This window comes from Nonomuraea sp. SBT364 (genome assembly GCF_001083785.1).
Lineage (GTDB): Bacteria > Actinomycetota > Actinomycetes > Streptosporangiales > Streptosporangiaceae > Nonomuraea.
Genome location: NZ_LAVL01000010.1, coordinates 56,121 through 82,009, shown reverse-complemented (window position 1 = coordinate 82,009; position 25,889 = coordinate 56,121). Strand labels below are relative to the sequence as shown.

Annotated in this window: 28 protein-coding genes and 1 pseudogene; 24 read left to right on the top strand and 5 right to left on the bottom strand. The window is 70.1% G+C overall.

The genetic code is table 11. From position 1 onward, the window contains the following. The first annotated feature begins 92 nt into the window (after nt 1–92). Both ADY59_RS07635 and hemL read left to right on the top strand, forming a co-directional pair. Nucleotides 93–722 (top strand): bifunctional DNA primase/polymerase, encoded by a 630-nt coding sequence (locus ADY59_RS07635; protein WP_053174521.1) that lies wholly within the window; start codon nt 93–95, stop codon nt 720–722. 17 nt (nt 723–739) lie between these two features. Beyond that, the gene (gene hemL, locus ADY59_RS07630; protein WP_049559437.1) at nt 740–2,029 is read left to right on the top strand and encodes a glutamate-1-semialdehyde 2,1-aminomutase; all 1,290 of its coding nucleotides are present in this window, start codon (nt 740–742) and stop codon (nt 2,027–2,029) included. A 65-nt stretch (nt 2,030–2,094) separates the two neighbouring features. On the opposite strand, the pseudogene ADY59_RS52350 reads toward hemL, so the two are convergent. After that, nucleotides 2,095–2,787 (bottom strand): annotated as a pseudogene (locus ADY59_RS52350) (EamA family transporter); the annotation flags it as partial. 249 nt (nt 2,788–3,036) lie between these two features. Between ADY59_RS52350 and ADY59_RS07620 the strand changes: the two are divergent. Continuing rightward, nucleotides 3,037–3,957 carry a LysR family transcriptional regulator gene (locus ADY59_RS07620; RefSeq protein WP_049559434.1) on the top strand — a complete coding sequence of 307 codons (921 nt, stop codon included), beginning with the start codon at nt 3,037–3,039 and terminating at the stop codon, nt 3,955–3,957. A 4-nt stretch (nt 3,958–3,961) separates the two neighbouring features. Here the strand turns inward: ADY59_RS07620 and ADY59_RS07615 are convergent, their stop codons facing one another. Then, a complete protein-coding gene (locus ADY59_RS07615; RefSeq protein WP_049559433.1) occupies nt 3,962–4,822 on the bottom strand; it encodes a DMT family transporter in 861 nt (286 codons plus the stop codon). 75 nt (nt 4,823–4,897) lie between these two features. On the opposite strand from ADY59_RS07615, the gene ADY59_RS07610 reads away from it, so the two are divergent. From ADY59_RS07610 to ccsA, 5 genes are read left to right on the top strand one after another with little or no spacing between them, the layout of a single operon-like run. After that, nucleotides 4,898–5,539, top strand: coding sequence for a histidine phosphatase family protein (locus ADY59_RS07610; protein ID WP_049559524.1), 642 nt, complete (start codon nt 4,898–4,900; stop codon nt 5,537–5,539). Nucleotides 5,540–5,595: 56 nt separating this feature from the next. Continuing rightward, nucleotides 5,596–6,162 (top strand): TlpA family protein disulfide reductase, encoded by a 567-nt coding sequence (locus ADY59_RS07605; protein WP_049559430.1) that lies wholly within the window; start codon nt 5,596–5,598, stop codon nt 6,160–6,162. Beyond that, nucleotides 6,155–6,877 carry a cytochrome c biogenesis CcdA family protein gene (locus tag ADY59_RS07600; protein ID WP_049559427.1) on the top strand — a complete coding sequence of 241 codons (723 nt, stop codon included), beginning with the start codon at nt 6,155–6,157 and terminating at the stop codon, nt 6,875–6,877. Before ADY59_RS07605 ends, ADY59_RS07600 begins: the two co-directional genes overlap by 8 nt. Beyond that, on the top strand, nt 6,877–8,436 hold the full coding sequence (resB, locus tag ADY59_RS51125) for a cytochrome c biogenesis protein ResB (protein ID WP_049559424.1): 1,560 nt from the start codon (nt 6,877–6,879) through the stop codon (nt 8,434–8,436). The genes ADY59_RS07600 and resB overlap by 1 nt, the downstream gene beginning before the upstream one ends. Beyond that, the gene (gene ccsA, locus ADY59_RS51120; RefSeq protein ID WP_049559421.1) at nt 8,426–9,370 is read left to right on the top strand and encodes a cytochrome c biogenesis protein CcsA; all 945 of its coding nucleotides are present in this window, start codon (nt 8,426–8,428) and stop codon (nt 9,368–9,370) included. Before resB ends, ccsA begins: the two co-directional genes overlap by 11 nt. 302 nt (nt 9,371–9,672) lie before the next feature. Here ccsA and ADY59_RS07585 read toward each other — a convergent pair whose 3' ends face one another. Further along, complete coding sequence (locus tag ADY59_RS07585) at nt 9,673–9,969, bottom strand: PLD nuclease N-terminal domain-containing protein (protein WP_049559418.1); 297 nt, start codon at nt 9,967–9,969, stop codon at nt 9,673–9,675. A 465-nt stretch (nt 9,970–10,434) separates the two neighbouring features. On the opposite strand from ADY59_RS07585, the gene ADY59_RS07580 reads away from it, so the two are divergent. Continuing rightward, nucleotides 10,435–11,184, top strand: coding sequence for a hypothetical protein (locus ADY59_RS07580; protein ID WP_231618588.1), 750 nt, complete (start codon nt 10,435–10,437; stop codon nt 11,182–11,184). A 10-nt stretch (nt 11,185–11,194) separates the two neighbouring features. Continuing rightward, nucleotides 11,195–11,437: a hypothetical protein gene (locus ADY59_RS07575; protein WP_049559414.1), complete on the top strand. Its 243-nt coding sequence runs from the start codon at nt 11,195–11,197 to the stop codon at nt 11,435–11,437. 130 nt (nt 11,438–11,567) lie between these two features. On the opposite strand, the gene ADY59_RS48485 is transcribed toward ADY59_RS07575, so the two are convergent. Beyond that, nucleotides 11,568–11,789 carry a BldC family transcriptional regulator gene (locus ADY59_RS48485; RefSeq protein ID WP_026214226.1) on the bottom strand — a complete coding sequence of 74 codons (222 nt, stop codon included), beginning with the start codon at nt 11,787–11,789 and terminating at the stop codon, nt 11,568–11,570. A gap of 257 nt (nt 11,790–12,046) precedes the next feature. On the opposite strand from ADY59_RS48485, the gene ADY59_RS07570 reads away from it, so the two are divergent. Further along, nucleotides 12,047–12,265: a DUF4229 domain-containing protein gene (locus ADY59_RS07570; RefSeq protein WP_049559411.1), complete on the top strand. Its 219-nt coding sequence runs from the start codon at nt 12,047–12,049 to the stop codon at nt 12,263–12,265. On the opposite strand, the gene ADY59_RS07565 is transcribed toward ADY59_RS07570, so the two are convergent. Next, nucleotides 12,262–13,467, bottom strand: coding sequence for a hypothetical protein (locus tag ADY59_RS07565; protein ID WP_049559410.1), 1,206 nt, complete (start codon nt 13,465–13,467; stop codon nt 12,262–12,264). The two genes, ADY59_RS07570 and ADY59_RS07565, sit on opposite strands and share 4 nt — an antisense overlap. Nucleotides 13,468–13,546: 79 nt before the next feature. On the opposite strand from ADY59_RS07565, the gene ADY59_RS07560 reads away from it, so the two are divergent. The 13 genes from ADY59_RS07560 (at nt 13,547) to nuoK (ending at nt 25,867) form a co-directional block, all read left to right on the top strand. Next, on the top strand, nt 13,547–14,263 hold the full coding sequence (locus ADY59_RS07560; protein WP_049559408.1) for a demethylmenaquinone methyltransferase: 717 nt from the start codon (nt 13,547–13,549) through the stop codon (nt 14,261–14,263). Between the two features lie 149 nt (nt 14,264–14,412). Further along, nucleotides 14,413–15,657 (top strand): geranylgeranyl reductase family protein, encoded by a 1,245-nt coding sequence (locus ADY59_RS07555; protein WP_049559405.1) that lies wholly within the window; start codon nt 14,413–14,415, stop codon nt 15,655–15,657. A gap of 67 nt (nt 15,658–15,724) precedes the next feature. Further along, complete coding sequence (locus tag ADY59_RS07550; RefSeq protein WP_049559401.1) at nt 15,725–16,120, top strand: NADH-quinone oxidoreductase subunit A; 396 nt, start codon at nt 15,725–15,727, stop codon at nt 16,118–16,120. A gap of 2 nt (nt 16,121–16,122) precedes the next feature. Continuing rightward, a complete protein-coding gene (locus ADY59_RS07545) occupies nt 16,123–16,674 on the top strand; it encodes a NuoB/complex I 20 kDa subunit family protein (RefSeq protein WP_049559398.1) in 552 nt (183 codons plus the stop codon). Further along, the gene (locus ADY59_RS07540; protein WP_049559386.1) at nt 16,671–17,366 is read left to right on the top strand and encodes an NADH-quinone oxidoreductase subunit C; all 696 of its coding nucleotides are present in this window, start codon (nt 16,671–16,673) and stop codon (nt 17,364–17,366) included. Before ADY59_RS07545 ends, ADY59_RS07540 begins: the two co-directional genes overlap by 4 nt. Further along, the gene (locus ADY59_RS07535; RefSeq protein ID WP_049559385.1) at nt 17,363–18,688 is read left to right on the top strand and encodes an NADH-quinone oxidoreductase subunit D; all 1,326 of its coding nucleotides are present in this window, start codon (nt 17,363–17,365) and stop codon (nt 18,686–18,688) included. The genes ADY59_RS07540 and ADY59_RS07535 overlap by 4 nt, the downstream gene beginning before the upstream one ends. Beyond that, on the top strand, nt 18,685–19,341 hold the full coding sequence (gene nuoE, locus ADY59_RS07530) for an NADH-quinone oxidoreductase subunit NuoE (protein WP_049559384.1): 657 nt from the start codon (nt 18,685–18,687) through the stop codon (nt 19,339–19,341). The genes ADY59_RS07535 and nuoE overlap by 4 nt, the downstream gene beginning before the upstream one ends. Further along, a complete protein-coding gene (nuoF, locus tag ADY59_RS07525; RefSeq protein ID WP_049559383.1) occupies nt 19,338–20,627 on the top strand; it encodes an NADH-quinone oxidoreductase subunit NuoF in 1,290 nt (429 codons plus the stop codon). The genes nuoE and nuoF overlap by 4 nt, the downstream gene beginning before the upstream one ends. Further along, nucleotides 20,624–23,011: an NADH-quinone oxidoreductase subunit G gene (locus ADY59_RS07520; protein WP_049559381.1), complete on the top strand. Its 2,388-nt coding sequence runs from the start codon at nt 20,624–20,626 to the stop codon at nt 23,009–23,011. The genes nuoF and ADY59_RS07520 overlap by 4 nt, the downstream gene beginning before the upstream one ends. Next, nucleotides 23,008–24,321 carry an NADH-quinone oxidoreductase subunit NuoH gene (gene nuoH, locus ADY59_RS07515; RefSeq protein ID WP_049559379.1) on the top strand — a complete coding sequence of 438 codons (1,314 nt, stop codon included), beginning with the start codon at nt 23,008–23,010 and terminating at the stop codon, nt 24,319–24,321. The genes ADY59_RS07520 and nuoH overlap by 4 nt, the downstream gene beginning before the upstream one ends. Further along, nucleotides 24,308–24,823: an NADH-quinone oxidoreductase subunit NuoI gene (gene nuoI / locus ADY59_RS07510; RefSeq protein WP_082309928.1), complete on the top strand. Its 516-nt coding sequence runs from the start codon at nt 24,308–24,310 to the stop codon at nt 24,821–24,823. Before nuoH ends, nuoI begins: the two co-directional genes overlap by 14 nt. Continuing rightward, nucleotides 24,816–25,574: an NADH-quinone oxidoreductase subunit J gene (locus tag ADY59_RS07505; RefSeq protein ID WP_049559370.1), complete on the top strand. Its 759-nt coding sequence runs from the start codon at nt 24,816–24,818 to the stop codon at nt 25,572–25,574. The genes nuoI and ADY59_RS07505 overlap by 8 nt, the downstream gene beginning before the upstream one ends. Then, on the top strand, nt 25,571–25,867 hold the full coding sequence (nuoK, locus tag ADY59_RS07500; protein ID WP_082309927.1) for an NADH-quinone oxidoreductase subunit NuoK: 297 nt from the start codon (nt 25,571–25,573) through the stop codon (nt 25,865–25,867). The genes ADY59_RS07505 and nuoK overlap by 4 nt, the downstream gene beginning before the upstream one ends. The last annotated feature ends 22 nt before the right edge of the window (nt 25,868–25,889 follow it).

Sequence of the window (25,889 nt, the reverse complement as noted above, 5' to 3'; positions counted from 1 at the left end):
GTTAGAGTGCCATAACAAGTGCTGGTGTGTCCCGCGTGGCTATTGAGCCCGGAGAGCCGGGGCCTCCTCAGGCACCGACGACGGGAGACACCATGGTGGGGGTACCTCTGGCTCGGCGTACCAGGAAACGGTCCAGGCCGACGCGGATCGACACCGTGCTGGGCTACGCCGCACTGGGCTGGCCGAGCGTGCCGGGGGCCTTCCCGCTGCGCCGGGGCGCCCGTGCGTGCTCCTGTGACCGCGTCGGCTGTCCCGACCCGGGCGCGCACCCCATCTCCCCCGCCTGGAGCCTGCAGGCCACCACCGACGCCACCCAGCTGACCCGCTGGTGGCAGCGTGAGCCCGAGGCCAACGTCATCCTGCCCACGGGGCGGGTGTTCGACGTCTTCGACGTACCCCTCGCCACCGGCCTGTCGGCCCTCACCCGGATCGACAACGCCGGAGCGGACTCGGGCCCGGTCGCCGCCAACGGCGACCGGGTCCTGTTCTATGTGGCCACCCGCGGCAACCCTGACGACGAGGACGAGTGGTGGTCGTGCCAGCTCGACTGCGACCCGGCCACCATCGAGGACACACCGGGGCTGCGCTGGCACTGCCGCGACAGCTACGTGCTGGCTCCGCCCTCCACCCTGCCCACCGGTCAGCCGGTCTCGTGGCTGCGCCCGCCGGACGGCCGGCCGCTGCCCGACCCGCTGCGCCTGCTGGAGTGGCTGGCGGACTAGGGGACTAACCTGGTCGGGTGAGCCGTACACACAACTCCGAGGACCTGTTCGCCCGCGCCAGCGCCGTCGTGCCGGGGGGTGTCAACTCGCCGGTCCGCGCGTTCGGAGCCGTCGGGGGGACGCCGCGTTTCATGGCCTCGGGGCAGGGCCCGTACATCACGGACGTCGACGGCAACCGCTACGTCGACCTGGTGTGCTCGTGGGGCCCGATGATCCTCGGGCACCGGCATCCGGCCGTGGTGGAGGCCGTGTCGCAGGCGGTCGCCCACGGGTTCTCGTACGGGACGGCCACGCCGGGCGAGGTCGAGCTGGCCGAGGAGATCGTCGGCAGGGTCGCGCCGGTGGAGAAGGTGCGGCTGGTCAGCTCGGGCACCGAGGCGACGATGAGCGCGGTGCGGCTGGCCCGCGGGTTCACCGGGCGGTCCAAGGTGATCAAGTTCGCCGGGTGCTATCACGGGCACGTCGACGCGCTGCTGGCCTCGGCGGGGTCCGGCGTGGTGACGTTCGGGCTGCCCGACACGCCCGGGGTGACCGGGGCGTCGGCGGCCGACACGATCGTGCTGCCCTACAACGACGTCAAGGCCGTCGAGGAGGCGTTCGCCGCCGCGGAGATCGCCTGTGTCATCACCGAGGCGTGCCCGGCCAACATGGGCATCGTGCCGCCGCTCGACGGCTTCAACACCCGGCTGCGCGAGCTGTGCACGGCCAACGGGGCGCTGCTGATCGTCGACGAGGTGCTCACCGGCTTCCGCGTCTCGCCCTCCGGCTGGTACGGCCTGGACCCGGTGGAGGCCGACCTGATGACGTTCGGCAAGGTCATGGGCGGCGGGCTGCCGGCGGCGGCGTTCGGCGGCCGGGCCGAGGTCATGGCGCATCTGGCGCCGGAGGGGCCCGTCTACCAGGCGGGCACGCTGTCGGGCAATCCGCTGGCCTGCGCGGCCGGTCTGACCACGCTGCGCACGCTCGACGCGCAGGCGTACGCGAAGGTCGACGTGGCGGCGGCCGTGGTCGCGGACGCGGCCACGGAGGCGCTGTCGGCGGCGGGGGTGCCACACCGGCTGCAGACGGCGGGCAACCTGTTCTCGATCTTCTTCACCGACCGCCAGGTGACCGACTTCGCCGACGCGCAGACCCAGAGCACGGCCGCCTACAAGGCGTTCTTCCACGCCATGCTCGACCAGGGCGTCTACCTGCCGCCGTCGGCGTACGAGGCCTGGTTCCTGTCGTCGGCGCACGACGACGAGGCGCTGGAGCGGGTCGCCGGGGCGCTGCCCGGCGCCGCGAAGGCCGCCGCCGCCGTTCTCTGATTGGCGTAGAGGACACCGGCCACGATGAGGACGGCCGCCACCGCCTTGAGCCAGGAGAGCGGCTCGCCGGTGAAGAGGGCGGCCGACGACATGCCGAAGACCGGCACGAGCAGCGTGTACGGGGCCACGACCGAGGCGTCGTAGCGGCGCAGCAGGAAGCCCCACACGCCGAAGCCGCCCAGTGTCGAGACGAACGCCACGTACGCCAGCGACAGCCAGCCCTCGGCCGGGGCGGCGAGTGACGGCACACCCTCCACCAGGAGGGAGAGAAGCAGGAGCGGGGGCGCCGACAGGGCGCTCACCCAGACCATGAAGCGCAGCGAGTCCGGCGGGGCGGCCCTGCGCTGGGCGACGTTGCCGAGGCCCCAGGCGGCGGCCGCGGCCACGCAGAGGGCGAACGCGCCCACCGGTCCGGACAGGCCGAAGTCGACGGCGACCAGGGCGAGGCCGCCGAAGGCGACGGCCAGGCCGGTGACGCGCCGAGCGGTGAGCCGCTCGCCGAGGAGCGTCACCGCGAACAGGATGGTGAACAGGACCTGCGCCTGCAGGACCAGGGAGGTCAGGCCGGCCGGCATCCCGGCGCGCATGCCGATGAGCAGCAGGCCGAACTGGCCGACTCCGATGGTGACAGCCACCGCGCCGACCCATCGCCAGGGGACTCCCGGCCGCCCCACCAGGAGGAGCGCGGGGAACGCCGCGAGCGCGAACCGGAGGCCCGCGTACAGCAGGGGCGGGAAGTGCTCCAGCCCTGTCTGCATGACGACGAAGTTCACTCCCCAGACGGCCGCGAGGCCGACGGCGAGGGCCAGGTGGCCCGGTTTCACGTGGTCGTGGTCTTGCGGTAGCGGATGCGCTGCTCGCGCGCCTGCTCGGCGAGGGCCTTGAGGTAGGAGGTGGACTGGGGGGTCTGCTTCTTCGACTTAAGGATTCGCATGCATATATTTTCCTTCGCTACACGTTCAACGACAAGCGAGACTTTCTATGCTTAACCCTTTAGACTGGCTTACATGTTGGACCTGAACCGGCTCAAGGCTCTACATGCCGTGCACGTCTACGGCTCGGTCGGCGCCGCCGCCGACGCCCTGATGGTCACCCCGTCGGCCGTGTCGCAGCAGATCGCCAAGCTGGAGCGCGAGACCGGGGCGCGGCTGGTCGAGCGCAACGGCCGGGGCGTGCGGCTGACCGACGCCGCGGGGCTGCTCGCCGAGCACGCCGAGCGCATCCTGGCCCTGGTCGAGACCGCCGAGGCCGACTTCGAGGCGCTGCGCGGCCAGGTCGTGGGCCGGCTCAACGTGGGCGCCTTCCCGACCGCCGCGCGCGGGCTGATGCCCGCCGCGCTCGCCGAGCTGCGCGAGCGCCACCCCGACCTGTTGCTCCACCTGTACGAGCGCGAGCCGGAGCGGGTGGTCCGCGAGGTCGCCAGGGGCGAGCTCGACCTGGTCATCGTCCAGGACTGGCTCAACCGGCCGATGGCCATCCCCGAGGGCCTGTCCAGGAAGACGCTGCTCGACGACGTGGCCGACGTGGCGGTCCCGGCCGACCACCCGCTGGCCGGCAGCAAGGAGATCCCGCTGTCGGCGCTGCAGGGCGAGCGCTGGATCAGCTCCACGCCCGGCACCATCTGCCACGACTGGCTGGTGTTCACGTTGCGCAGCGCCGAGGTCGAGCCGGAGATCGCCTGCATGGCCGACGAGTACCCGACCCACCTGGCCCTGGTGGCCGCCGGGCTGGGCTGCGCGATCGTGCCCCGGCTGGGCCGCGACCCGGTGCCGGACAACGTGCGGTTCGTTCCGTTGCGCCCGGGTCAGAGCCGCCGTATCTACGCCCTCTGGCGCACCGACGCCGCCCGCCGCCCCGCCATCCGCGCCACCGTCGACGCCCTCGTACGAGCCAGCAGCCGGCACGAGAACGCCTGGGCGGTCGCCTGAGCCCTCACGACAGCGCGATGGCGACCACGCCGCTGACGATGACTCCGGCGGCCAGCAGCCGGTGACGCAGGCCGTCCTCGGCGAGCAGCCGGCCGCCCAGCACGACGGCGATGAGCACGCTGATCTCCCGAGCCGGGGCCACCAGGCTGACCGGAGCCATGGTGAACGCGATCAGCACCAGCTGGTACGACACGAACGCCAGCGCCGCCGCGCCGAGGATGCCGCCCCGATGCGCACGCCAGGCCGGCAGCACGAGCGCGCGCCGCCTCCGGCCGAGCACCGCCGGGGCGAGCGCCAGCGCGCGCCCCACCTCGCCCAGGTAGTTGAGCATGATCGGCGCCACCGCGAACGCGCCCACCACCCGTGAGTCCCACACCGTGTAGGCCGCGATGAACAGCCCGGTGGCCAGCCCGAACGCCAGCCCTTTCCAGTCGCCCCTGCCGCTGCCGCCGCTCATCAGGAACACGCCCACCCCGACCAGCACCATCCCGGTGATCCCGGCGGCCGTGGGCCGCTCGCCCAGGAACAGGATCGCCACCAGCCCGGCCAGCATCGGCCCGGTGCCGCGCGCCACCGGGTAGACCACCGACAGGTCGCCCGAGCCGTACCCGCGCTGCAGCAGCACGAAATACCCCAGGTGCAGCGAGGCGCTGACGCCGATCACGGCCAGGTCCGCCCACGTCAGCCGGGGCGCGGCCAGCAGCAGGTAGCCGGCGAACAGCGGGCTCCAGATCACCGCGGCCGCGGCGGCGACCAGCCAGACGAAGACCAGGCTGTCGGTCCGGGCGGCCTGCTTGCTCAGCAGGTTCCACGAGGCGTGGGCGACCGCGGCGACGAGGACCAGGACGAGCGCCCGGGGATCCACGCGATCTCCTTCCGACCGGCCAGACTCTATCCGGCCGCGATGGAAGCTCCGCGAGCGGCTAAGCTGAGCCCCACCATGGCTGAAACCACCGTCGTTCACCTTTTGCGCCACGGTGAGGTGCACAACCCGGGCGGCATCCTCTACGGCAGGCTCCCTGGTTACCACCTGTCCGAGACCGGCCAGCTGATGGCCAAGACCGTCGCCAAGTCCGTGGCCGGGCGCGACATCGTCGCCCTCTACAGCTCGCCGCTGGAGCGCGCCCAGGAGACCGCCGCACCGGTCGCCGCCACGCTCGGCCTCGACATCGTCAGCGACGACCGGCTGCTGGAGGCGGGCAACCTGCTGGAGGGCCGCATCTCCGGGCCCGGCCTGCAGTTGCTGCGAAGCCCGCGCAACTACCGCTACTTCTGGAACCCGATGCGCCCTTCCTGGGGCGAGCCCTACCCGGTGATCGTCGCGCGGATGAAGTCGATGGTCGAGGACGCCCGGGAGGCGGCGCGCGGGCACGAGGCGGTGCTCGTCAGCCACCAGTTGCCCATCTGGGCGATCCGGATGGCCGCCGAGGGCCGGCGCAGGCTCTGGCACGACCCGCGGCGCAGGCAGTGCGCGCTGGCCAGCCTCACCACGTTCACCTTCGACGGCAACCGGCTCGTCAGCGTCGGCTACAGCGAGCCCGCGGGGTCGGTGTACCAGGGACCCAGCGTCCCGGGCGCATGACGGCGCCGGTAGAGTTGCAAGCTCTACCGGTTGTAGTACAAGGAGATCATCCTCCCGTGCGCGCGACGTCAATCTCACTGGCCCTCATCGCCGTCCTGGCCGCGGGCTGCGCGGGCAACCAGGGCGGGCAGCCCCAGGCGGGTGACACGCGCTTCGTCGCGGGCGACGGCAAGATGCAGGTGTTCGCCGCTGCCGACCGCGAACCGGCCCCCGCCGTCCAGGGCCCGACCCTGGAGGACGGCACCGCCTCCCTGGCCGCGCACAAGGGCAAGGTCGTCGTGCTGAACTTCTGGGCCTCCTGGTGCGGCCCCTGCCGGGCCGAGGCGCCCGTGCTCAAAGAGGTCGCGGCCAAGACCAAGGGCACCGGGGTGGAGTTCCTCGGCATCGACTTCAAGGACCGCAAGGCCGACGCGCTCGCCTTCGAACGCACCGAGAACACCGGCTACCCGAGCATCTTCGACCAGCCGGGCAAGGTCGCGCTGGCCTTCCAGGGCACGGTGCCGCCCGCGGCCATCCCGTCCACGTTGATCATCGACAAGCAGGGCCGGATCGCCGCCCGGGCGCTCGGCGCGGTCCGCTACACCGACTTGATGGACACCGTGACCAAGGTGCGCGATGAATGACGTCGTCGCCTCCGGCTCGCTGCTGCTGGCCGTGCCGATCGCGGTGCTGGCCGGAGTGGTGTCGTTCCTGTCGCCGTGCGTGCTGCCGCTCGTCCCGGGCTACCTGTCGTACGTCACCGGCATGAGCGCCGACCCCAAGCGGGGGCGGCTGGTGCTCGGCACGACGCTGTTCGTGGCGGGCTTCGCCGCCGTGTTCGTGGTCAGCGGGGCGCTGTTCGGGCAGCTCGGCCAGGCCGTGCTGGGCAACGCGGAGACCATCACCCGGGTGCTCGGCGTGCTCACGATCCTGCTCGGGCTGGCGTTCCTCGGCGTGATTCCCGGGCTGATGCGCGACGTGCGCATCCACCGGATGCCCTCGGCGGGGCTGGCCGGGGCGCCGCTGCTCGGCGTGGTTTTCGGGCTGGGCTGGACGCCGTGCATCGGCCCCACCCTGGCGGTCGTCCTCACCCTCGGGCTCAACGAGGGCAGCGCCTCGCGGGGCGCGCTGCTCGCCGTGGCCTACGCGCTGGGGCTCGGGCTGCCGTTCGTGGCCGCCGCCCTGGCCTACAGCAAGGCGCTGCGCACGTTCCGGGCGATCCGCAAGCATTCCCGCCTCATCACCAGGATCGGTGGCGGCATGATGGTGGCCGTCGGCCTCGCGCTGGTCACCGGCCTCTGGGGAGAGATGATCGCGACCATGCAGGGCCTGATCGGCAGCTTCCGGCCGGTGATCTGATGAGCGTCGGCGAGCTGGAGAAGGAGCGGGAGTCCAAGCCCGCGGGCATGGGCCCGGTCGGCTGGCTGCGCTGGTCCTGGCGCACCCTCACCTCGATGAAGACCGCGCTCATCCTGCTCTTCCTGTTCGCGCTGGCCAGCGTGCCCGGCTCGCTGGTGCCGCAGCGCAGCGTCGAGCCCGACCAGGTGGCGCGCTTCTACCAGGACGATCCCGGGCTGGCCGAGTGGTACGACCGCTTCCAGCTCTTCGACGTGTTCACCTCGGTCTGGTTCGCGGCCATCTACCTGCTGCTGTTCACCTCGCTGATCGGCTGCATCATCCCGCGCACCACCACCTACCTGCGCGAGCTGCGCCGCAAGCCGCCGGCCGCGCCGCGCAACCTGACCAGGCTGCCCCACTCGGCCGCCTTCGACGGCGCCCTCACGGCCGACGAGGCCGCCAGGCGGCTGCGCAAGCTGCGCTTCCGCGTCGAGACCGGCGACGGCTGGGTCGCCGCCGAGAAGGGCTACCTGCGCGAGACCGGCAACCTGCTCTTCCACATCTCGCTGCTCGGCGTGCTGGTCGCCGTCGGCTTCGGCTCCCTGTACGGCTACCGGGGCAACGTGCTGATCGCCGAGGGCGACGGGTTCGCCAACACCGTCGCCACCTACGACCGGTTCATCCCCGGCCCGCAGGTGTCGGCCGAGTCGCTGGAGCCGTTCAGCTTCGACCTGACCGACTTCCGGGCCACCTACCAGGTCGAAGGTGAGAAGCGCGGGCAGGAGCTCGACTACTCCGCCTACCTCAAGGTCACCGACACGCCCGGCGCGGCGCCGCGCGACTACGAGCTCAAGGTCAACGAGCCCCTTGAGGTCGACGGCACCCAGACCTACCTCATCGGCCACGGCTACGCCCCCGTCTTCCGCGTCACCGACGGCAAGGGACAGGTCGCCTTCGAGGGGGCGGTGCCGTGCCTCATCGCCGACAAGCCCACGCTCACCTCCGAATGCGTGGTCAAGGTGCCCGACGCGCAGCCGTCGCCGCTCGGCTTCCTCATGCGGTTCCTGCCGACCAGCGTGCCGCTGACCGACGGCAGCTACGCCTCGGCCTTCCCCGGGGCCATCCAGCCCGGGGTGGAGGTCCTGGGGGCGTTCTCCGGCGACCTGGGCATGGGGTCGGGGGAGCCGCGGTCGGTGTACGAGCTCGCGCCGCCCGAGCTGATGAAGAAGCTCAAGCCGCTGGTCATGGGCAAGGACGTGCCCAAGCCGCTGGCCCCCGGGGAGTCGATCGACCTGCCCGGCGGGGCGGGCAAACTGGAGTTCGTCGAGGTCAAGGAGTGGATGACGCTCCAGATCGCCTACGACCCCGGCCGGCTGCCCGCGCTGCTGGCGGCCTCCATGGCCACCATCTCGATCGTGTTCTCGCTGGTCATCCGGCGCCGGCGGGTGTGGGTGCGGGTCAAGGACGGATCCGTCGAGGTGGGCGGGCTGACCCGCACCGAGGGGTCCGCGGCCGGGTTCGCGGAGGAGTTCGACGACATCGTCAAGGTTCTAGCAGCAGGAGACAAGGATGAGCGCTGAACCACTCGCGGAGCTGAGCGACCTGTTCGTGGTCGCGGCCGTACTGCTGTATCTGTTCGCGATGGTCGGGTTCGCGCTTGAGCTGGCCTTCGGCCGCGCCCGCGTCGACGCGTCCGCCAAGGGGCGCGCGCGGACGCCCGTGACGGTGGGCGGCGGTCCCGCCTCGGCGCCGGACGCGCCCCCCGCCGACACGCCGGTCGCGGAGACGCCCCGGTTCGCCGTCCTGGGCGGGCTCGCCGGGCTGGTCCTCGCCTGGATCGGGTGGGCGGCCAACCTCGGCGCCATCGTGACCCGCGGGCTGGCGGTGGACCGGTGGCCGTGGGGCAACATGTACGAGTTCGTCGTCGCCATCTGCTTCGCCGCCGTCACCGCCTTCCTGGGCACCCAGCTGCGCAACAACATCCGCTTCCTCGGCGGCTTCGTCATGGTGGCGGCCGCACTCGGGCTCGGGCTCGCGGTCAAGGTGTTCTACACCTCCGCCGGGCCCGTCGTGCCCGCACTGAACTCCTACTGGATCGCCATCCACGTCAGCGCCGCCATCCTCGCCACCGGGCTGTTCGTGCTCGCCGGGACGTCCGGGGTGCTCTACCTGGTGCGGGGGGATGGGCTGTCTCGGCTGCCCAGCAAGGCCGACCTGGAGAAGGCGGCGCACCGGGCCATCGTCCTGGCGTTCCCGCTGTGGACGTTCGCCGTCATCGCCGGCGCGCTCTGGGCCGACCGGGCCTGGGGGCGCTACTGGGGGTGGGACCCCAAGGAGGTCTGGTCGTTCATCACCTGGGTCGGCTACGCGGCCTACCTGCACGCCCGCGTCACGGCCGGCTGGCGTGGCCGGGCGGCGACCATCGTGCAGCTGGTGGCGTTCCTGTGCCTGCTGTTCAACCTGATCGGCGTCAACATCTTCATCGACGGCCTCCACAGCTACGCCGACGTGTAACCCCTCCCAGGGATGCCCGGCCGTCATCCGCGAGGGGGCTCTGGGAGGGCGTGTCCGGGTCGATGGGGCCGTACGCACAGGAGGCGCGCCCGTTCCGGGGCGTCGCCGGGGCGAAGGCCCGTCTCGGGCGCCTCGCGGCTTCGGGGGCCTCCAGGGGGACGGCCGCTGACCGGGTGGTGGCGGGGCGCCGTTACGAGCCCAGAGGTTGCCCGCCCAAGGGGTGAGGACCGTCATCCTGGGCGGGAGCCGTACGCCGGAAAGATCTACCCGGAAAGTTGGTTACGGGCGTTTCGGTGGGGGTGTTACTTCTCTTCGCCGCGCATGCGACGGTCGAGTTCGCGGAGGAAATCGGGGTCGTCGTCGGGGCCCTTGGGCATGCCGGCGCCGGAGCGGGGCGGCACGGGCCACGATTCCTGGATGGGACGGGGGCGACCGCGGATCATCCAGAACAGGCCGCCGATGAGGGGGAGCACGGCGACGACGATGAGCCACACGGCTTTGGGGGAGTGCCTGACCTCTTCCTCGGGGGTGGTGATGACGTCGAACAACGAGAACAGCCAGAAGGCCAGCAGAGCCAGGCCGACAATGACACCTGCCATGCCCCGAACTGTAAGCCATCCTCAGCGTGTTCGTGCCACCTGATGTCGCATTTCGGATGACTGGCGAAGATCAGCGTCGTACGGTGGAACACGATTCGGCGCCATGGGGCGGTGAGGGGTGCGATGGCCATTTCCAACGACAAGGGGCGCCATCGGCGAGGGCGCTGGTGGCGGCGCGGGTCGTACCTCTTTTCGCGGCGCACCGAGGCTCCGAAGGACGCGGATCGGTCCTTCTGGTCGAACGACCGGGGTTCCTCTCGGCGGGGCCACAGTGAGGTGGGCCGGTCCCCCTGGGAGGCGGAGAGCCCCGGCCGCGACCGCCCCCGGGAGAGCCGCCAGGAGAGCGGGCGTCCCGGCACCCCTCGCCGCCCTTGGGAGGGCGACCGCGGTGACGCGGGCCGCCGCCTCTGGGAAGGCGGCCGTGGCGAGGCCGGGCGACGGTCCTGGGAAGGCGACCGTAGCGAGGTGACGGGTGCCGTCCGGGAGACGCGGCGGGGGCAGCGGGAGCGGGGGCAGGCCGCGGTCGTGGAGCGGCCGCGGTACACGTGGCAGGACTTCGAGCTGGACGGCGGCGGGGTCAGGGCGCAGCCGAATCCGCCGGACATGCCGTCGATGGGCGACGGGCTGCGCCACTGCGGGAAGCTGGAGGCGATCCTGCACCGCCAGTGGGACGCCCGGCAGGGGCCGCCGCCGGCGGATCTCGTACGGGCCGTGGAGAGCCTCGCCAGGCTGCCCGACCGGCTGAAGGAGCGGCTGGCCGAAGGGCTGGAGGGCATCTACGTCGGACCGGGCGGCGTGCCGGACCTGGACGACATGGCGTATCTGCGCGGCGCGCCGCTGCCGTCGGGCCGGGCGACCTGGGACGTGTGCGCCGGGGCGTACGGGGATCGGAAGGTCGTGGTGGGCGATCGGCCGTCGCCCACGCCGGACGTGATGATGCACGAGGTCGGGCACGCGATCGACGACATCGATTCGGTGTTCGGCGTCTGGGTGTCGGACACGCCGGAGTTCGTGGCACTGTTCGAGAGGGTCACGCCGCTGCTGGCGTCGTCGTTCCACCGTCAGGGGGGAGGGCTGGGCCGCAAGGAGTTCTTCGCCGACGCGTTCGCGGCCATCGCCTCGCGGCAGCGTCCCGCGCTGGTCGACATGCTCGGCGGCAACACGCGGATGGCGCTCGACGTCATGCTGTTCTTCAACCGGCGCTACGGAATCTAGGTGATCGGCCATGTACGTCATCCGGCTCGCTGACGGGACCCTGCGCGTGCCGCAGAGCCTGGCCAGCGAAGACGGGCGCCTGATCGGGAACGCGTATGTCGAGGTGGAGCCCGGCGAACCCGGTTACGACGAGTGGTTGCAGGAGTCGTTGACCGAGGAGGAGGCGGCCGAGCGGCAGCGCCGCTGGGCGGAGGAGAACGACGACCTGGAGCGGGAGTTCCTGGCGTTCAAGGCCGACCAGGACGGCGACTGAGGAGCAGGTGCCGGCCAAGGCGCCAGCCACGGTCGGCGGATGGCGCCTTCCCGCGCTCGCCGTACGGATGAGCCGGCGAGCACGCCGTCTCGGTGATCCTGGCTGGCAGGATCACCGACTGGACGGTACGTCAAACACGCGGGGACTCCCCGGCCGGCCTGTCGGCCGTCAGAACGTCCTCGCCTCGAAGAAGGGCGTGCACTTCCGATTCACGGAAGCGCCGGTGCCCTCCGGGGGTGCGGATACTGCTGATGCGGCCTGCCGCAGCCCAGCGCGTAACCGTCTTTGGGTCTACCCGGAAGAGGGCGGCAACCTCTCCTGGGGTCAGCAGACGCTCGCTGCTACTCTCCACCAATCTCTCCCCCTCGCATCCCGCTTCCTGCCAGCGGGCGGACAGGTAACCAGTGTGTCGAGCGAAGCCTGATTTATCCGTGGTTTTCTACAAAGATCACGGGTTGTTATCAGCTGACTGCCCGATTGTTATATGATAGAGCCTCTTTGGGGCTCTCGTGGGTGTTTCTTTACGAAACACCCTTACTGGGCACAGTAGCAGCGCTCGTGCCCGATGCGAAGAGCGACCGGAAGCATGGGGCGAGTAATCTCGAACGCGTGCATCCCGTTCTCGTTTACACGTTGTCCCGGATCGGCCTGTTCGCCGTCGCCTTCGGTGTGCTCTGGCTGCTAGGCCTGTCAAACATGCTGGTCCTGCTCGTCGCCGCGTTCGCGCTGAGCGGCCTCGCCAGCTACGTCCTGCTGTCCAAGCAGCGCGACGCCATGAGCGCGCGCATCAGCGGCAGGATCGACCGCGCCAAGCCGCAGGGCGACTAGGGCAGAGGGAACATGCCAATCCGGGCATGGTACTCCCGCCCGAGTCGGGTTGTGTCGCTACCGACTAGTAGTCCTCTGTCGTTCGCCTGAAAAGCCTTGACGCCGATCCCGCGCTCGCGGCCCGGATTCCAACTGAGCGCCTTTCCCGTCCGTGGATGAATGGCCCCGATGCCCTCGCGCGGCACCGCCCCCCGCCCGGCCGAGTCGTGGCCCAGCGGATTGTCCAGCCAGCGCAGATGCCCTCCCACGTAGACCGCGCTGCCCGTCACCGACACCGCGTAGAGCGAGTCGCCGCCCGTCCTGTTGATCCAGGTGGGCTTGGCGCCCTGGGTGGTGCGGTAGGTCTCGAACCTGGCCGCGCTGTCGCACAGCCCGCGCCGGGGCCCGCCGGTGGTGACGACCACGAAGTAGCTCCCGTCGGGCGCGAAGTCCAGGCCGCGCACGTACCAGGGAAAGGCGTCCATGCACTTGCCGGTGTACGCGTCGGTCCGCCACGGGGCGACCCCGGCCTCGGGGCCGCCGATGTCGATCAGCCCGATCTGCGGCCGGGACTGCCCGCCGAGCGTGGTGAAGTTGCCGTCGACGGCCAGCCGGTCGGCCGTGGCGGCGATGGCGTGCACCTTGACCTTCCTGGTGAGCGGATCTCCCGGCGTGATGTCGAAGGCGGGGTCGGCCCGGCCGGTCGTGGGGTCGAGCCGGGCCAGCGCGGTGCGCGGCCGGGTGAAGTCGCCGCCGGCGTAGAGGTGCCCGCCCTGCCTGGCCAGTGTGGCGACGGCGCCGCCGGAGACGGCGGGGCGGAACGAGCGCACCGGCTGCCCGGTGGTGAGGTGCAGCCGGGCCAGCGACCTGGCGCGGTGGCCGTCGACCTCGTGGAAGTCGCCGCCGACGTAGACGGTCCCCTCGTCGCCGGCGGCCAGGCTGTGCACGGTCCCGCCCACCTCGGGGGAGAAGCGGGGCAGCACGCGCCCGGTCCGCAGGTCGTAGGCGAACAGGTTGTCCCGCCGGTAGGTGGTGGTCCTGGTCGCGTCGGCGACCGCCGAGAACGAGCCGCCGACCACCACGGTGCCGCCCACGAGCGTGATGGCGTTGACGATGCCGTCCAGGACGTGCGGGGTGTTGTCGACAGGGTTGGCCGAGACCACGCGAGGGTGCGCGGTGGGGGCCGCTGCGATGATCGCCGCAAGGGCGACTCGGGCAAGCATTTGCCAATTCTTAGCAGACTGAATGTAGTCGTGCCGCTACTTTCCGTTGATTGTCGGGAATGGCCCTAGGCTGGTCGCCATGACGCGAGCTCAGTTGGACAAGCAGCCTGGCGAGGTCGCCGCGATGTTCGATCGCACCGCCCGGCGCTACGACCTCGTCAACGACGTGATCTCGATGGGCCAGGTCAGGGTGTGGCGCAAGGCCGTCGCGGCGGCGGTCGACGCAGGTCCCGGCGAGGTCGTGCTCGACCTGGGCGCGGGCACCGGCACCTCCACCGACACCTTCACGACGCTGGGCGCGCGGGCGATCGCCTCCGACTTCTCGCTCGGCATGCTGCAGACCGGGGTGCGCCGGCGCGGCCGTAACGCGCTCACGGGGGAGGGGGTGCCGTTCATCGCGGGCGACGCGATGCGGCTGCCGTTCGCCGACGACGTGTTCGACGCGGTGACGATCTCGGTGGCGTTGCGCAACGTGCACGACACCGGCGAGGCACTGCGCGAGATGCTGCGGGTGACCAAACCGGGAGGGCGGCTGGTGATCCTTGAGTTCTCGCATGTGACGTTCGCGCCCTTCGACATGATCTATCGCGAATATCTGATGCGGCTGCTGCCCAAGGTGGCCAAGATTTTCGGCTCCAACGACGATTCCTATGAATATCTGGCCGAGTCGATCCGCGACTGGCCGGACCAGCCGACGCTGGCGCGCACCATCCAGGAGGCGGGCTGGCGGCGGGTGGCCTGGCGCAACCTCGACTTGGGGATCGTGGCCATGCACCGCGCCTTCAAGGCCACGTGATCTACTAGGCTCTGACGGCCCCCCGGCTGCCACTTTGTCCAGGAAAAGGGTTAGACTGCGGGCCGACAAGTTTGTGAAGGGGTTCACAAAGGAACGAAGGCGAGACACCCCGAGGCCAGGCCTTCGCGTGTGTAGGACAGGACAGTCCAGTGACCGTGCCAGCAGTTGACGCTGACGTCATCGTCGTCGGCGCCGGTCCCGCCGGATCCGCGACCGCCTTCTACCTGGCCCGGGCCGGCCTCGACGTGCTGGTGCTGGAGAAGACCCGCTTCCCCCGGGAGAAGGTCTGCGGCGACGGCCTGACCCCGCGCGCCGTCAAGCAGCTCCTCAACATGGGCATCGACGTCGACGCCCCCGGCTGGGTGCGCAACAAGGGCCTGCGCGTCGTCGGCGGCGGCCTGCGCTTCGAGCTCGACTGGCCCAAGCTGGAGCGCTTCCCCGACTTCGGTCTCGTACGGACCCGCCAGGACTTCGACCAGATCCTGGCCGCGCACGCGGTCAAGGCCGGCGCGCGCCTGATGGAGGGCGTCACCGTCACCGGGCCGGTCCTCGACGACCGCAGCGGTCACATCGTCGGCGTCACCACCAAGGACGGCGCGATCCACCGCGGCCGGCTGGTCGTGGCGGCCGACGGCAACAGCACCCGGCTGGCCCTCGGCATGGGGCTGCACAAACGCGAGGACCGCCCGATGGGCGTGGCCGTGCGCACCTACTTCACCAGCCCGCGCCACGACGACGACTACCTGGAGACGTGGCTGGAGCTGTGGGACGACCAGACGCTGCTGCCCGGCTACGGCTGGGTGTTCGGCGTCGGCGACGGCACCGCCAACGTGGGGCTCGGGCTGCTCAACACCAGCGCCCACTTCAAGAACATCGACTACCGCGACCTGCTCAAGCGGTGGTGCCGGTCCATGCCCGCCGAGTGGGGCTTCACCGAGGAGAACATGACGGCGCCCATCCGCGGCGCCGCGCTCCCGATGGCCTTCAACCGGCAGCCGCACTACACGCGCGGCCTCCTGCTCGCCGGCGACTCCGGCGGATCGATCAACCCGTTCAACGGCGAGGGCATCGCCTACGCCATGGAAACCGGTGAGATCGCCGCCGAGGTCGTCGCCAAGGCCCTCAAGGGCACCACGCCGGCGCAGCGAGAACGTGTCCTGCGCACGTATCCTCAGACGTTGAAAGACGCCTATGGCGGATATTTCACGCTGGGCAGGTTGTTCGTGGAGGCAATCGGGAAGCCGGGTGTGATGAGCTTCGGCACCAGGCACGGGCTTCCCCACCCGAGGCTGATGCGCTTCGCGCTCAAACTCCTTGGTAATCTCACCGACCGGCGAGGCGATGCGTCGGACAAGATCATCAACGCACTCTCGAAGGTCGCGCCACGAGCATGATTCCCACACCCACCCATAGATCAGGCTGCGCGCCCGCGCGCGCGGCGACTCCGGAGGAGGCGTAGCGATGGACCTTTACGTGCCCATCCTGGTGCTCGCCGTTCTCGCGGGGGGCTTCGCGATCATGTCGGTCGCCATCGCCCCCTTCACCGGTCCCAAGCGCTGGAACCGCGCCAAGCTTGACGCCTACGAATGCGGCATCGAGCCGACGCCCCAGCCGGTCGGTGGCGGACGGTTCCCGCTCAAATACATGATCACGGCGATGCTCTTCATCGTCTTCGACATCGAGATCATCTTCCTGTACCCGTGGGCGGTCTCGTTCGCTCCGCTCCACAACGACGCGGGCAGCGTGATCTCCTCCGGTCTCGGGGTGTTCGCGCTCGTCGAGATGCTGCTGTTCATCGTCACCGTGCTCGTGGCCTACGCGTACGTGTGGCGCCGCAAGGGTCTGGACTGGGACTGAAAATGGGACTTGAAGAGAAACTCCCCAGCGGGTTCATCCTCAGCACGGTCGAGCAGGCCGCGGGGTGGGCGCGCAAGAACTCCGTATGGCCGGCCACCTTCGGCCTCGCCTGTTGCGCCATCGAGCTGATGGCCACCGGTGGCCCCCACTACGACCTGGCGCGCTTCGGCATGGAGCGCGCTTCGGCGTCTCCCCGGCAGGCCGACCTGATGATCGTCGCCGGGCGCGTGTCGCAGAAGATGGCCCCGGTGCTGCGCCAGATCTACGACCAGATGGCCGAGCCCAAGTGGGTCATCGCCATGGGCGTGTGCGCCTCCAGCGGCGGCATGTTCAACAACTACGCCATCGTGCAGGGCGTGGACCACGTCGTGCCGGTCGACATCTACCTGCCCGGCTGCCCGCCGCGGCCCGAGATGCTCATCGACGCGATCGTCAAGCTGCACGACAAGATCCAGAACATGAAGTTCGGCGCGCATCGTGCCAAGCAGATCGACGCGCTCGAGCTCAGGGCGCTGCGCACGCTGCCGCTGATCGACCAAGGGGCCGCCAAGTGACCTCCCCCGACAACCTGCCCGAGGTCCCCGGCGCCGAGGTGCCCGAGGTCGCCAAGACCCCCGAGGCGCCCGTGGCCCGGCGCGGCATGTTCGGCGCCGCCGACACCGGCGACACCTCCGGCTACGGCGGGCTCGTCGTCCGCCGCGCGCCGCAGATCTCCACGCCGCGTCCGTACGGGGGCTACTTCGACGAGCTCGTCGACGCCCTCGACCTCGACGACGCCATCGAGCGCGTGGTCGTCGACCGGGGCGAGCTGACCCTGCACGTCAAGCGGGAGCGCCTGGTCGAGGTCTGCCAGAAGCTGCGCGACGACCCGGCGCTGCGCTTCGAACTGTCGCTGGGCGTCTCCGGCGTGCACTACCCGCACCTGACGGGCGAGGAGCTGCACTCGGTCATCCACCTGTGCTCGATCACCCACAACCGGCGCGTCCGCGTCGAGACGAGCTGCCCCGACGGCGACCCGCACATCCCCTCGACCGTCGGCGTCTTCCCGGGCCACGACTGGCACGAGCGGGAGGCGTACGACTTCTTCGGGATCGTCTACGACGGCCACCCGGGCCTGACCCGGATCATGATGCCGGACGACTGGGACGGTCACCCCCAGCGCAAGGACTACCCGCTGGGCGGCATCCCGGTCGAGTACCGCGGGGCGACCATCCCCTCGCCCGACCACAGGAGGTCCTACTCGTGAGCACCGCATACGACGAGGCGACCGAGGGCAAGGTCTACTCGGTCACCGGCGCCGACTGGGACGAGGTCGTCACGGGGGTCCGCGACTCCTCCGACGAGCGCCTGGTCGTCAACATGGGCCCGCAGCACCCGTCCACGCACGGCGTGCTCCGCCTGGTCCTGACCCTCGACGGTGAGACGGTCACCGAGGCGCGCGGCGTCATCGGCTACCTGCACACCGGCATCGAGAAGAACATGGAGTACCGGACGTGGACGCAGGGCACCACGTTCGTCACTCGCATGGACTACCTGTCGCCGATCTTCAACGAGACGGCCTACTGCCTGAGCGTGGAGAAGCTGCTCGGCGTCGAGGACCGGATCCCGGACCGGGCGCAGGCCATCCGCGTCATGATGATGGAGCTCAACCGGATCGCCTCGCACCTGGTCGCGATGGGCACGTTCGGCATGGAGCTCGGCGCCACCACGCCGTTCCTGTTCGGCTACCGTGACCGCGAAATGATCATGGACCTGTTCGAGTACATCACGGGTCTGCGGATGAACCACGCCTACGTGCGGCCGGGCGGCGTCAGCGTCGACCTGCCCGCCGGCGCGGTGGACAAGGTCGGCGAGTTCCTCAAGGAGATGCCCAAGCGGATCAAGGACATCCGCAAGCTTCTCGACGAGAACCCGGTGTACGTCCGCCGCACCAGGGACGTCGCCTACCTCGACCTCACCGGCTGCATGGCGCTCGGCATCACCGGGCCCATCCTGCGGGCCTCCGGGCTGCCGTGGGACCTGCGCAAGTCGCAGCCCTACTGCGGCTACGAGACCTACGAGTTCGACGTGGCGACCGAACGCGGCTGCGACGTCTACTCGCGCTATCTCGTGCGCATGAAGGAGATGGAGGAGTCCCTCAAGATCATCGAGCAGGCCCTGGACCGGATCGCCGGTCCGCTCAAGGGCGACCCGGTGATGATCGAGGACAAGAAGATCGGCTGGCCCGCGCAGCTCGCGCTCGGCCCCGACGGCTTCGGCAACTCCCCCGACCACATCGCGCACATCATGGGCAGCTCCATGGAAGCCTTGATCCACCACTTCAAGCTGGTGACCGAGGGCTTCCGGGTGCCGGCCGGCCAGGCGTACGCGCCGATCGAGTCGCCCAAGGGCGAGCTCGGTGCGCACGTCGTCAGCGACGGCGGCACCCGGCCCTACCGCGTCCACTTCCGCGAGCCGTCGTTCTGCAACCTGCAAGGCTTCCCCGCCATGGCGGAGGGCGGCCAGGTCGCCGACGTGATCGCCGCGGTGGCTTCTATCGACCCCGTCATGGGAGGTGTGGACCGGTGACTTACTCACCGGAAGTCCGCGAGCGTCTCGAACGCGACGCCAAGGAGATCATCGGCCGTTACCCGAAGACGCGGTCGGCGCTGCTGCCGCTGCTGCACCTGGTGCAGTCGGAGGACGGCTACGTCTCGGACGACGGTCACGAGTTCTGCGCGGAGATGCTGGGGCTGAGCAAGGCGGAGGTCGTCGGCGTCTCGACGTTCTACACCATGTACAAGCGCAAGCCCGCCGGCGACTACCACGTCGGCGTCTGCATCAACGCGCTCTGCGCCGTCATGGGCGGCGACGAGATCTGGGACGAGCTGTCCGAGCACGTCGGCGTCGGCCACGAGGAGACCACCGGCGACGGCAAGATCTCGCTGGAGCGCCTGGAGTGCAACGCGGCCTGCGACTTCGCCCCGGTCATGATGGTCAACTGGGAGTTCTTCGACAACCAGACGCCGGAATCGGCCAAGCAGCTCGTCGACGACCTGCGTGACGGCAAGGACGTGCGGCCCACCCGCGGTCCGAAGAAGCTGTGCACGTTCAAGGAGGCGTCGCGGGTGCTCTCCGGCCTGCCCGACGACCTGGCGGGAGACGGCCCCTCGGCCGCCGGCCCCTCGCTGGAGGGTCTCAAGCTGGCCAAGGCCAACGGATGGAAGGCCCCCGAGGCATGAGCACGACCCTGACACCGGTCCTGACCGCCAACTGGGACCGCCCCGACTCCTTCACCCTCGACGGCTACGGGCCGTACGAGGCGGCCAAGAAGGCGCTGGGCATGGACCCGGACGCCGTCATCCAGGCCGTCAAGGACTCGGGCCTGCGCGGCCGAGGCGGCGCCGGCTTCCCCACCGGCATGAAGTGGGGGTTCATCCCGCAGGGCGACGGCAAGCCGCACTATCTCGTCGTCAACGCCGACGAGTCGGAGCCGGGCACCTGCAAGGACATCCCGCTGATGATGGCCAACCCGCACTCGCTGGTCGAGGGCGTCATCATCACGGCGTTCGCGATCCGCGCCAACCACGCCTTCATCTACGTGCGCGGCGAGGTGCTGCACGTCATCCGGCGGCTGCAGGCGGCCGTGCGTGAGGCGTACGAGAAGGGCTATCTCGGCACGGACATCTTCGGCACCGGATACGACCTGGAGCTCGTCGTGCACAGCGGCGCCGGGGCCTACATCTGTGGCGAGGAGACGGCGCTGCTGGACTCGCTGGAAGGCTTCAGGGGTCAACCGCGGCTCAAGCCTCCGTTCCCGGCCGTGGCGGGCCTGTACGCCTCGCCGACTGTCGTGAACAACGTCGAGTCCGTGGCCAGTGTTCCCTCGATCATCGCCAACGGGGCCGACTGGTTCGCCGGGATGGGCACCGAGAAGTCCAAGGGCTTCGGCATCTTCTCGCTCAGCGGCCACGTCACCAGGCCGGGCCAGTACGAGGCTCCGCTCGGCATCACGCTGAACGAGCTGCTCGACATGGCGGGCGGCATCCGCGCCGGGCACCGGATCAAGTTCTGGACCCCGGGCGGCTCGTCCACGCCGATCTTCACCGACGAGCACCTCGACGTGCCGCTCGACTTCGAGGCGGTCGGCGCCAAGGGCTCCATGCTCGGCACCCGAGCGCTGCAGATCTTCGACGAGACCACCTGCGTGGTCCGCACGGTGCTGCGCTGGACGGAGTTCTACGCCCACGAGTCGTGCGGCAAGTGCACGCCGTGCCGTGAGGGCACCTACTGGCTCAAGCAGGTGCTCAAGCGCCTGGAGAAGGGCCAGGGCACCGAGGAGGACCTGTCGACGATCACCGACATCGCCGACAACATCCTGGGCCGCTCGTTCTGCGCTCTCGGCGACGGCGCGACCAGCCCGATCCACTCCTCGGTGAAGTACTTCCGCGAGGAGTACCTCAAGCACTTCGAGGTCGGCGGCTGCCCGTTCGACGCGAAGAAGTCCACTCTGTGGGGTGACCAGTGACCGTGACAGAAACTGAGACCACCCTGGTGACCCTCACGATCGACGGGTTCCAGGTCAGCGTCCCCAAGGGCACGCTGATCATCAGGGCGGCCGAGCTGCTGGGCATCCAGATCCCCAGGTTCTGCGACCACCCGCTGCTCGACCCGGCGGCCAACTGCCGCCAGTGCCTGGTCGACATCCCCGACGCGGGCAACGGCCGCGGCTTCCCCAAGCCGCAGCCGTCCTGCGCGATCGAGGTCGCCGAGGGCATGGTCGTGCAGACCCAGCTCACCTCGCCGGTCGCCGAGAAGGCGCAGCGCGCGGCGATGGAGTTCCTGCTCCTCAACCACCCGCTCGACTGCCCGGTCTGCGACAAGGGCGGCGAGTGCCCGCTGCAGAACCAGGCCATGTCCAACGGCCAGGGCGAGTCGCGGTTCCAGGAGCAGAAGCGGACGTTCGCCAAGCCGCTGCCGCTGTCCACCCAGGTGCTGCTCGACCGTGAGCGCTGCGTGCAGTGCGCGCGCTGCATCCGCTTCTCCGACCAGATCGCCGGCGACCCGTTCATCGAGTTCTTCGAGCGCGGGGCCAAGGAGCAGGTGGGCGTCGCCGACGGCGAGCCGTTCCAGTCCTACTTCTCGGGCAACACGGTGCAGATCTGCCCGGTGGGCGCGCTGACCGGCGCCGCCTACCGGTTCCGGGCCCGCCCGTTCGACCTGGTGTCCACGCCGAGCGCGTGCGAGCACTGCGCCTCCGGGTGCAGCCTGCGCACCGACCACCGGCGCGGCCGTGTCACCCGCCGCCTGGCCGGCAACGACCCGCAGGTCAACGAGGAGTGGAACTGCGACAAGGGCCGCTGGGCGTTCTCCTACGCCACGCAGCCCGACCGCCTCAGGACGCCGCTGGTCCGCGACGAGGAGGGCGTGCTCGTGCCCGCCTCGTGGCCGGAGGCGCTGAGCGTCGCCGCCCAGGGCCTGGCCGCCGCCCGCGGCAAGGCCGGTGTGCTGGTCGGCGGCCGGGTCACCGTCGAGGACGCCTACGCCTACGCCAAGTTCGCCAGGCTCGCGCTCGGCTCCAACGACATCGACTTCCGCGCCCGGCCGCACTCCGCCGAGGAGGCCCGCTTCCTCGCGCACGCGGTCGCCGGCAAGGGGATCGAGGTCTCCTACGCCGACCTGGAGAGCGCGCCCGCGGTGCTGCTCGTCGGGTTCGAGCCCGAGGAGGAGTCGCCGATCGTCTTCCTGCGCCTGCGCAAGGCGTGGCAGAAGCGCGGGCTCAAGGTCACCGCGATAGCCCCGTTCGCCACCAACGGCCTGGCCAAGATGGGCGGCACGCTCATCCGCACCGCGCCGGGCGGGGAGGCCGACGCGATCGGCGAGCTCGTCGGGACGCTGGCCGAGGGCACGATCGTGCTCGCCGGCGAGCGCCTGGCCACGGTGCCCGGCGCGCTGCCGGAGCTGGACCGGCTCGGCGCCGCCTCCGGCGCCCGCCTCGCCTGGGTCCCGCGCAGGGCCGGTGAGCGCGGCGCCGTCGAGGCGGGCGCGCTGCCCAACCTGCTGCCGATCGGCCGCCCGGTCGACGACGAGAGCGCCAGGGCGGAGATCGCCCGGGCCTGGAACGTCTCCTCGCTGCCCGCCACGCCGGGCCGCGACACCGACGCGATGCTCGCCGCCGCCCGCGACGGGGAGCTCGACGCGCTGGTCGTGGCCGGCGTCGACCCCTACGACCTGGCCGCCCCCGCGCTCGCGCTGGAGGCGCTGGAGAACACGCCGTTCATCGTCAGCCTGGAGACGCGCGCCAGCGCCGTCACCGACCGGGCCGACGTCGTGCTGCCGGTGGCCACCGTCCAGGAGAAGAGCGGCACGTTCGTCAACTGGGAGGGCAGGGGCCGCTCGTTCGAGGCCCCGCTGAAGGTGCCCGGCCTGCGCAGCGACCTGGCCGTGATCGGCGACCTGGCCGACCGGATGGACGTGCACCTGGGCCTGCCGGACGCCAAGGCGGCCCGCCGCGAGCTGTCGGGCATCGGCTCCTACCGCGGCACCCGCGTCGCGGCCCCGGCCGTCGCCACCGGCTCGCCCGCGACCCCCGCCGCCGCCGGGGCCGTGCTGGCGACCTGGCACCTGCTGCTCGACGACGGCCGCCTCCAGGACGGCGAGCCGTACCTGGCGGGCACCGCACGTGACGCCGAGGCGCTGCTCTCGGCGAGCACGGCCGCGGAGATCGGCGTCGCCGACGGTGACAAGGTCGTCGTCGGAGGTCCCGGGCCCAACGCGGTCACGCTGCCCGTCCGCATCGCCGACCTGCCCGACCGGGTGGTCTGGGTGCCGTCGAACTCGGGCGGCTGCTCGGTCACGCGCGACCTCGGCGCGGTGGCCGGCGACATCGTCACCATCGGGAGCGCCTCATGACCTTCGTTCTCGCGGCCAGTCCGACCCTGGAAAACTTCGGCAAGGACCCGCTCTGGATCATCATCATCAAGGCGGTGATGCTGTTCGTCTTCCTGATGCTGGGCATCCTGTTCGGCGTCTGGTTCGAGCGCAAGCTCATCTCCCGGATGCAGCACCGCTACGGCCCCAACCGGGCGGGCAAGTTCGGCCTGCTCCAGTCGGTGGCCGACGGCCTCAAGATGGGCCTGAAGGAAGACATCTTCCCGCGGACCGTGGACAAGGTGCTCTACCTGCTGGCCCCGGTCATCATGGTGATCCCGGCCTTCCTGGCCTTCTCCATCGTGCCGTTCGGGCCGATGGTCAACCTGTTCGGCGTGCAGACGCCGCTGCAGCTCGTCGACCTGCCCGTGGCCGTGCTGTTCATGCTGGCCATGGGCGCCATCTCGGTCTACGGGGTGGTGCTCGCCGGCTGGTCGTCGCGCTCGCCGTACGCGCTGCTCGGCGGTCTGCGGTCGGCGGCGCAGGTGGTCTCGTACGAGATCGCCATGGGCCTGTCGTTCGTGGCGATCTTCCTGTTCGCCGGGACGCTGTCCACCTCGGAGATCGTCGCGGCGCAGCAGCAGACCTGGTACGCGGTGCTGCTGCTGCCCTCGTTCCTGGTCTACGTGGTCTGCATGTTCGGCGAGGCGGCCCGCATCCCGTTCGACCTGCCCGAGGGTGAGGGCGAGCTGGTCGGCGGGTTCCAGACGGAATACTCCTCGTCGCTGAAGTTCGCCCTGATCATGATGGGCGAGTACCTGCACACCTTCACCGCCTCGGGCATCGCCGTGACGCTGTTCATGGGCGGCTGGCGGGCACCGCTCCCGATGTCGTGGGAGTGGGCGCACACGGGCTGGGTGCCGGTGCTCTGGTTCTTCATCAAGTTCGTGCTGACGTTCTGCTTCATCGTCTGGGTGCGCGCTTCGCTGCCGCGTGTACGGTACGACCAGCTCATGTCGCTCGGCTGGAAGGTCCTGATCCCGGTCAACCTGGCGTGGATCCTTCTCGTCGCCGCCGTTCGCAACGTCATCTTCGTGAACAACGGCACCTTCGAAGGCGACGTGTACGTCTCCGCCGGGCTCGGTGTGATCATCGTCGTCGGGGCGCTGGCCATCTGGATGCGGTTCGACACCGTGAACCAGCGGCGCAAGGAAGCCAGGAAGGCGGAGGTCGAAGCCGAGTTCGAGGAGCTGTCCAACGAGCCGACGGCAGGCGGCTTCCCTGTGCCGCCGCTCGATCTGCCGCACTACCACGGGGTGCAGCACAAGGAGATTCCCAGTGGGACTAACTGATTGGCTGAACCCCGTCAAGGGCTTCGGGGTCACCTTCCACACGATGTTCAAAAAGCCCGTCACGACCAACTACCCGGAGGAGAAGCGGCCGACGGCCCCTCGCTTCCACGGGCGGCACCAGCTCAACCGCTGGCCTGACGGGCTGGAGAAGTGCGTCGGCTGCGAGCTGTGCGCGTGGGCGTGTCCCGCCGACGCCATCTACGTGGAAGGCGCCGACAACACCGACGAGGAGCGCTTCTCGCCGGGCGAGCGCTACGGGCGCACCTACCAGATCAACTATCTGCGGTGCATCCTGTGCGGCCTGTGCATCGAGGCGTGCCCGACCCGGGCGCTGACCATGACCAACGAGTACGAGCTCGCCGACAGCAGCCGCGAGAGCCTCATCTTCACCAAGGAGATGCTCCTCGCGCCGCTCACCCAGGGCATGGAGCAGCCGCCGCACCCCATGCGGCTCGGCGAGACCGAAGAGGACTACTACCGGCTGGGACGGACCAATGGGTGAGACCATCACTTTCTGGGTGCTCGCCGTCGTATCCGTCGGCGCGGCGCTCAGCATGGTCTTCAACCGGAAGGCCGTCTACTCGGCGCTGATGCTCGGCACCGTGATGCTCTGCCTCGCGGTGCTCTACGCCGTGCAGGACGCTCCCTTCCTGGCCGCGGTGCAGATCATCGTCTACACCGGCGCCGTCATGATGCTGTTCCTGTTCGTGCTCATGCTGGTCGGCGTCGACTCCTCCGACTCTCTGGTCGAGACACTCCGGGGCCAGCGGTTCTGGGCGATCATCGCGGGCGTCGGCTTCGCCGCGCTGGTCATCCTGGCCGTGGGCAACGCGATCTTCGCTCCGCAGACGGGCCTGGCGATGGCGACCGGTCAGGGCGGATACATCCGCTCGATCGCGCTGCTGTTGTTCACCAAGTACGTCTTCGCCTTCGAGATCACCTCGGCGCTGCTCATCACCGCCGCGCTCGCCGCGATGGTGCTGGCGCACCGCGAGCGGACGACCAAGAAGGCCACGCAGAAGGACCTGTCCAAGGCCCGCTTCCTCGGCGACCGCCCGTCGCCGCTGCCCGGCCCGGGCACGTACGCGACCGGCAACGCCATCGACATGCCGGCGCTGCTGCCCGACGGGTCGGTGGCCGAGTCCTCGGTCAACCGCTACATCGCCCGCTACGACGTGGAGCATGGGCACCTGCCCGAGGATCCCAAGCTCGCCGAGGCCATCAAGCACCGGGCCGAGGAGGAGTCCAAGTGACCACGCATTACCTCATCCTGTCGGGCCTGCTGTTCGCGATCGGCGCCATGGGCGTGCTGATCAGGCGCAACGCGATCGTCGTGTTCATGTGCGTGGAGCTCATGCTCAACGCCTGCAACCTGGCGTTCGTCACGTTCGCCAGGCAGGTGGGCAACCTCGAAGGCCAGATCATCGCGTTCTTCGTGATGGTGGTGGCCGCGGCCGAGGTCGTGGTCGGCCTGGCCATCATCGTGACGATCTTCCGAACCCGCAGGTCCGCGTCGGTCGACGACGCCAACCTGCTGAAGTACTAAGAGGTGACTGGTGGAATCTCCT